The 4,793-nt window shown below is 48.3% G+C and carries 4 protein-coding genes; 1 reads left to right on the forward strand and 3 read right to left on the reverse strand.

The genetic code is table 11. The annotated features are described in order from the left end of the window. The first annotated feature begins 314 nt into the window (after positions 1–314). Entirely contained in the window at positions 315–1,811 is a 1,497-nt protein-coding gene (locus BP97_RS39245) for a serine hydrolase domain-containing protein (protein WP_051621072.1), read from the forward strand. Between the two features lie 77 nt (positions 1,812–1,888). On the opposite strand, the gene BP97_RS0130785 is transcribed toward BP97_RS39245, so the two are convergent. The 3 genes from BP97_RS0130785 to rpoN form a co-directional block, all read right to left on the reverse strand. Then, positions 1,889–2,161, reverse strand: a complete 273-nt coding sequence (locus tag BP97_RS0130785) for a hypothetical protein (RefSeq protein ID WP_028552533.1) — start codon at positions 2,159–2,161, stop codon at positions 1,889–1,891. Between the two features lie 240 nt (positions 2,162–2,401). After that, positions 2,402–3,346, reverse strand: coding sequence for an alpha/beta hydrolase (locus BP97_RS0130790; protein ID WP_028552534.1), 945 nt, complete (start codon positions 3,344–3,346; stop codon positions 2,402–2,404). 91 nt (positions 3,347–3,437) lie between these two features. Beyond that, entirely contained in the window at positions 3,438–4,745 is a 1,308-nt protein-coding gene (gene rpoN, locus BP97_RS0130795) for an RNA polymerase factor sigma-54 (protein ID WP_028552535.1), read from the reverse strand. Positions 4,746–4,793: the final 48 nt, after the last annotated feature.

Here is a 4,793-nt window from a genome sequence, read left to right on the forward strand (position 1 = left end):
TGGGTCAGGCTGCAACATTTGGAAATTCTTTGTGACAGCATCGGATTCTGATGGATACGTTGAAACCTTTGGGCCATATAATGATTGGGCAGAAGCTGAAGCTGCTCAAGAACGGATACTTAACAGTAACTGGCGTTTAGATGCTTATATTCACGAGGAAGAATATTGTTTCTAAACAGGCTGGAGGGGCACACATGGATGTGTCCCTTTTTTATTTTCGAACTATGTAGATAAATAACGAGGAGTTTTTGCATATCCATTTTATTCCATTCCATGTTATGATAAAGCAAATTATCGGAAGGATGTGCATCTGTATGCAACTATGGGAGCAAGCTCGAAGTACACAGGCAGGCGGACCGTGGCTGACCTATTCCGATCCGGCTCAAGCCGGTTGGTCCGCGGACAAGCTCAAGAATGCCAAGCAGTTGTTCGATGAAATAGGCTCCTCCGCACTTCTAGTCATTGACCGCGGTGCTGTTGCCGTTGCTTGGGGCAACGTGACTACCCCCTATCGCTGTCACTCCGTCCGTAAAAGTATATTGAGCGCATTATACGGCATACACATTCAGCAGGGCAGCATCGATATCAATCAAACCTTGGCAGAGCTCGGCGTCGATGATAAGCCTCCACTAACTGAACAGGAGAGGCAAGCGAAGGTCGTCCATCTTCTGAAGGCGAGGTCCGGGATTTATCACGAAGCCGCCTCCGAAACCGTTGCGATGAAAAAAAAACGTCCAGTCAGGGGCAGCCATGTTCCGGATACGCATTGGTACTATAACAACTGGGACTTTAATGCACTGGAGACTATACTCGAGCTAGCTACGGGTTCAACCGTGTTCGATGAGTTTGAGAAGCAGCTTGCTAAGCCGCTTCGCATGGAGGACTTCATCCCCGCTCTTCATACCCAAGTAAATAAGCAAGAGCACATTTCCGTCCATGGAGCGAGACATTACCGCCTGTCTGCCAGAGATTTGGCCCGTTTCGGTCTTCTGTATTTGCAGAACGGCAGCTTTGACCATCAGCAGTTGATCCCTGAAAGCTGGATTCAGGAAAGCACTGCGCCTCATTCGGTCATGGAAGAATTGAGTAGAGGCTACGGCTACTTGTGGTGGAGACCGCTGACGGGTAATTGGCCTGAGCTTGGCATGTATGAGGCAAGAGGTGTCGGAGGACAGCACGTCACCATCATCCCTAAGGAAAACCTTGTGCTGGTACACCGGGTAGACACGGACAGCGGTCGAACGGTTCCCGGTGACCAGGTATTGAGGCTATGTCAGCTCATTATTGAAGCGAGAACCGGAGCCATCGTACAAGCTCCACCTGAGCTTATTCCTCTAGACGTTGAGTCGGAAGAAATAAACCATTTGTTATCCCATTACCAATCCTTCCATCATAGCGCTAAAGCGCTGACCAGGATTAGTGAGGAGTATTGGCAGCATCCCTTGTCAGCAACTTCGCTTTCTCCATTAGACCTGCTTGCAAGAATGGTGAACCGCGATGCGAAAGTTCTTCAAACGCTGCTGGCGGACGCACATCAAGAGACTGCCGCTGTCGGAGGGCAAGCCAGCCAGCCTCAAGCACTTTCCTCTCCTACGGAGCTAATCGGACGATTTGTAGAGCAGCGCGAGCAGCTTTATTCTATTTTACAAAGCTTGTCCCCTGTGGATTGGAAACGAACCTATTCGTGGAAGGGACGGGAGATCTCAGTTAAAGCCTACTTTTTAACAGGCATACAATTAGACTACGAGCAAGCCCAGCCCCTTATCCGTTTCTTTAATAAACAGAAGGAATTAGGAACTCTTAACGAATAGATACTTCGAATAGCGGTTTCATCCATATAAAATGCCTCCCACTCTTGGAGTCGGAGGCATTACGATTTTTTGAGCACTTAATCATTTGTCGATACATTGCCATTCTTCGCTCTAACGCTCCTTACCACGACCCATCCGACCATCCCCAGAGTAAAGAAGCATCCGCCCACAATCATCGTATAAAGAAAATTGGACCATATTACAGCATCGTTCGGCCCATTTCCTACCGGTCCAACTTTAGGCCTGTAAGCAGCCCAATAATAAATGATCGATCCGATCAGGAACAATAGTCCAAAAATAGTATTAAACACAGCCCTCTGTGCTTTATAGTGAGCCGGTTGTGCAGCCATAAAGTAGATATCCTGAATCATCATCAGTCCTAAGATTATCGTAGTAATGATAACTTGCAGCTTCGATTCCCCCTCACCTTAATATGGAACAACGGGCTAGCATCCGGAATAATTTGGAAGAAAAATGGTTGTATGCTATTATACGCAGGAACTTTTCTTTAGTTGCTCTATGTGTCTTCAATGGAAAAAAGCAGGCTGCTTTTAGCACCTGCTCGACTATTCAAATGATCTATCGGCTGTTCAGCTTTCCTTCAGCCAGGCATTCGCCAATGTCAGTGCCCCTCTGGCGGCATCTGTCTCTGCGAGTGCATTCAGCATGACGAAGTCATGGATGATGCCCTGAAAGCGTACGGCTGTTACTTTGACACCTGCTTCACGGAGCTTCGCAGCATAGGCTTCTCCCTCATCACGCAGCACATCGGCTTCTCCGGTGATGACCAACGCAGGGGGGAGTCCCTTGAGCTGTTCGATCGAGGCGCGGAGCGGCGACGCCGTAATCCGTGCACGTTCCTCTGGGCTGGTCGTATATTGATCCCAGAACCATTGCATCCCTTCCCTGCTCAGAAAGTAGCCTTGAGCGAACTGCTTGTAGGAATCGGTATCGAATGAAGCATCTGTTACCGGATAGAACAACAATTGCTTATGGATGGTGGGACCTTCACGATCCTTGGCCATCAAGGTAACGGCTGCGGTCATGTTGCCGCCTACGCTGTCTCCAGCAACAATTAGCCTGGATGGATCAGCGCCAATCTCCTCGCCGCTGTTGGCCACCCATTCGACAACGGCATATATCTCCTCAATAGCAGTCGGATATTTGCTCTCCGGGGACAAGCTATAGTTCGGGAACACGACTATCGATTGCGATCCTGCAGCCAGTTCTCGAATCAAGCGGTCATGAGTGTGCGCATTGCCGAACACCCAACCTGCTCCATGTATATAAACAATGACGGGCAGCGACGCAGGGGCATTCTTGGGCTTTAGGATCGTTACCGACACCTCTCCATTCGGTCCACCTGGTACCTTACGCTCCTCGAGATCTACGTCCGGTTTGGAAACAGGACTCGACTGTACTTCATCGACCTTCTTCCGGCCATTCTTCGGTCCCAGTTCATATAAGTATGGCGGATTCGCCGTATCCTCCACGAATTTCTGTGCTTCCGGCTCCAGCTTTACTTCATTCGGCATGGTGTAGGACTCCCTTCCATTTTGAGTATCATTACTTTTTACACCAAATGAGTGAATCCCAAACTATTATGAACCAGAGGGTTTGACTGACTTAGACCCTTTTTTTGCGTAAAGCCGATGAAACGATGTGCAGCTCCTCACGGTATTTGGTTACTGTTCTACGCGCAACCTTCACTCCGAGCTTCATGAGCTCATCAACGATTTTCTGATCAGAGAGAGGTTTAAGCTTATTCTCATTTGCAATCAACTCTCCTATATGCGATTTAATATATAAGCTTGAGGAGGACTCGTCATCCCCGTTAAGCTGGATCGCCGAAAAGAAAAACTTCAGCTCTAACGTGCCATGCGGAGTTCGAATATACTTCCCGCTTACAGCTCTGCTTATAGTCGATTCATGAAGCTGCAGCTTCTCAGCAATCGTTCTCAGCTTCAGCGGTTTTAAGCCAAGTGCACCTAATTCCCGGAAGCAGGGTTGCTCTTCAAGAATAGCTTTAATAACACGCTTTAACGTCTTGTACCTTTGTTCCAAGGAACGAATAAGCCATTGGCCTTCTTTTTTCTTAGCTTTCACATAGGCAGCTGCTTCCTTGCTGGAGAAACTCAGACCATCCATGTCGCTCGATAGTGATAGCCTAGGAGTCATAGCTTGGTTCCAAAGAATGACCAGTTCTCCTTGAACCCAGCCCACTTCCGCTTCCGGTACGGCGTACTGGGGCTGCTCATCCTCGTATCCGTAATCATAGCCGGGTCGAGGTTGTAACGATTGGATGTATCCAGCGCTGCGCTTAAGCTGTTCTAGCGTCATCCCTGAAACCCGAGAAATGTCTTCCCACTTGCCGTGAGCTATGAGCGAAAACCATTCCTCAACAAGCTCGTAAACTCCGAAGGGAGCCGCGGGATCTTTGCTTATTTGAAGAAGCAGACATTCTCTTAAATCCCTGGCGCCAATGCCGGCAGGCTCCAACTTCTGCACCTCAAGCAAAGCAGATAATACCTCCTGCTCCGATTTGTGAATCAGTTCCGCTATTTCGGGCACCGTCATCGTCAAATACCCGGATTTATCTAAGCTGCCTACAATAAATGCGGCGATTTTATAACAGGGTTCATCTATACCAGTCCACCGCAATTGAGCTAGCAGTGATTGTTCCAATGTCTCCGTTCGAGCAGGCAGCCGAAATAGCGGATCCTCCGATAATTCTCTATACGAATGAACCCTACGACTACCTCGTACCCAAGCCTCTCTTTCAAGCTCTAATAAGGGATTGTCCATAACTTGCTCCTGAAGATATGACACCAAATCCATACCAGTCAATTGTAAAATGCGGACCGATTGCTGCAATTCCGGTGTCATCGTCGCTTTAAGCTGAAGCTGAGGGGATTGAGACAGACTCATGTTCATTTGGAGCTCTCCCTTCTTCTGAGAAACAAGTTATATATCAACGTTTCT

This window comes from Paenibacillus sp. UNC451MF (assembly GCF_000686845.1).
Taxonomy (GTDB): domain Bacteria; phylum Bacillota; class Bacilli; order Paenibacillales; family NBRC-103111; genus Paenibacillus_S.